At 56.2% G+C, this 2,308-nt stretch carries 3 protein-coding genes; all 3 read left to right on the top strand.

Annotated elements, in window-relative coordinates; translation table 11 throughout:
* A partial coding sequence (locus tag GX030_09410; protein ID NLV92592.1) for an ABC transporter ATP-binding protein occupies positions 1–885 on the top strand: 885 nt, incomplete at its 5' end.
* On the top strand, positions 848–1,831 hold the full coding sequence (locus GX030_09405) for an ABC transporter ATP-binding protein (protein ID NLV92591.1): 984 nt from the start codon (positions 848–850) through the stop codon (positions 1,829–1,831). The genes GX030_09410 and GX030_09405, both read left to right, overlap by 38 nt.
* A 37-nt stretch (positions 1,832–1,868) precedes the next feature.
* On the top strand, positions 1,869–2,308 hold a 440-nt coding region (locus GX030_09400), incomplete at its 3' end, for a hypothetical protein (protein ID NLV92590.1).

Below are 2,308 nucleotides of genomic sequence, written 5' to 3'. Positions count from 1 at the left end.
TGCGGCAAGAGTACCCTCCTCAAGAGCCTCTTGGGTGGGCTGCGACCGCCGCTGCGGCATCGAGGCGGTACCGTCAAGTATCGGTGGCGAGGCCGAGAGGTGGATATTCTGCAGGCCTCGCCCCAAGAGCGCAGGGAAATGATGTGGAAGCATATCTCCTACGTGCCCCAAGGGTCCTTGAGTGTCCTCAATCCCGTGCGCCGGATTGGCGATAGCTTCAAGAGTTTTGTTCGTGCCCATCTGGATATCCAGCCCAACGGAGAGTTTACCGACCTGGTGAGGGGGCATCTGGTGAATTTGGGTCTTCCTCCGGATACCCTTACTGCCTATCCCCATCAATTGTCGGGGGGAATGCGGCAGCGGGTGACGATTGCCTTGGCAACGATTCTCAAGCCCCGCATCATCTTCTGTGATGAGCCGACCACGGCCCTGGATGTAGTGGTACAGCGGGGGGTTATCCAACTGCTCCAGGATATCCAACGGGAGGAAAATAACAGCATCGTCATGGTAACCCACGACATGGCGATTCACGCCAATATCTGTGATCGGATCGCGATTATGTATGCGGGACGGATCATTGAGCAGGCCGATGTCCATAGAATCTTTGCCAACCCCCTCCATCCCTATACCCAATATCTCATTGGGTCTCTGCCCCGCATCGGGGATAAGTCCCGTCGGGTTAGTGCGCCGGGTTCGCCGCCGTCGCTGGAAAAACTGCCCTCGGGCTGTGCCTTTCATCCCCGCTGCCCCGAGGTGATGGAGATCTGTCGCCAGCAGTCACCGAGACTGACTGAGGCCTTTGCCGGCCACAGCGCAGCTTGCTTCCTGGTGGGGAAGGAGGATTCAGATGCAGACTCAGGTGCAAACCAATCTCTTGGCAGTTGATAACGTCAGTAAGGTCTTTACCATCGGTGGGGGGTTCCATCGGGCAAGACTGAAGGCGGTAGAGGGGGCCTCCTTTACCCTCCAGGAGGACAGGGCCGAAATATTTACCTTAGCCGGTGAGAGCGGATCGGGCAAGACCACCTTGGCCAAGATGATCCTAGGGTTATTGGAACCCACGGAAGGCCAGGTGCGGTACCAGGGTACTAATGTAGAGGACTTGGCCAAGACAGACCGGCGGAGCAGCTTCAACAAGCGGGTGCAGGCAGTGTTTCAAAATCCCTTTGAGACCTTTAATCCCCTGCGGCCGGTAGATAGTTACCTGAAGGCCACTGCTTGGCATTATGCCGATGCCGCCACTGAAGAAGAGACCAAGCAGGGGATACTTGAGGCCTTGAGCCTGGTGGGAATCTCCCAACCAGATGTCCAGGGCCGCTATCCCCATGAGTTTTCCGGTGGACAGCTCCAGCGTATTTCCATTGCCCGGGCGCTGATCACAAATCCCTCCCTGATTGTGGCCGATGAACCTGTTTCCATGGTCGATGCTTCCTTGAAGATGTCGGTATGCAACCTGTTTCAGGTGCTGAAGGAGGAGCGGGGAGTGAGCGTGATTTACATCACCCATGACCTGGCCACCGCTTACTACGTCAGTGATCGCATCGCGATTATGTTTCGAGGCAATATCGTGGAATTGGGTCCGGTGGGTAAAGTTTTGACGGCCCCCAAACACCCCTACACCAGGATTCTGCGGGATTCGGTACCGGAGCCGGACCCTAACAACAAGTGGCGGGGCCGGATCAAGTTGTCCAGTTTTGAAGAACAGGACTTTCTCAAGCAGGGATGCAAGTTTGCTGGCCGCTGCCCCCAGGTCATGCCCCGCTGCGAAGAACAGGTGCCCCAAGAGGTCACCGTGGATGGTGTGATGGTCAAATGCCATTTGTATCGATAGGGCAGACCACTAACTTTGTTAGTAAAGGAGGATACCGATGCAGGAGCAATTGGATCGCGACGAGCTGATGGAGTCAAGGGATTCTAGTCAACCGGCTTACCTCAATCCAGAACTGCCGATAGAGGAACGGGTAGAGGATTTGGTCAGTCGGATGACCCTTGAGGAAAAGGTATCTCAGACACTAAATGGTGCCAGGGGCATCGAACGCTTGGGGATCCCCAAGTATGACTGGTGGAATGAGTGTCTCCATGGAGTGGCTCGGGCGGGGGTAGCCACGGTGTTTCCCCAGGCCATCGGTATGGCCGCTACCTGGAATGAGGAACTGATCTTTGAGGTGGCCACGGCAATCTCCGACGAAGCCCGGGCAACGCACCATGAATTTGTCCGGCGGGGGATTAGGGATATCTATACCGGGTTGACGATGTGGTCGCCGAATTTCAATATCTTTCGGGATCCCCGCTGGGGACAGGGACAGGA

This window comes from Bacillota bacterium (assembly GCA_012727955.1).
In the GTDB taxonomy this organism is placed as follows: Bacteria; Bacillota; Limnochordia; order DTU087; family JAAYGB01; genus JAAYGB01.
This window is presented reverse-complemented; position numbering and strand designations above follow the sequence as displayed.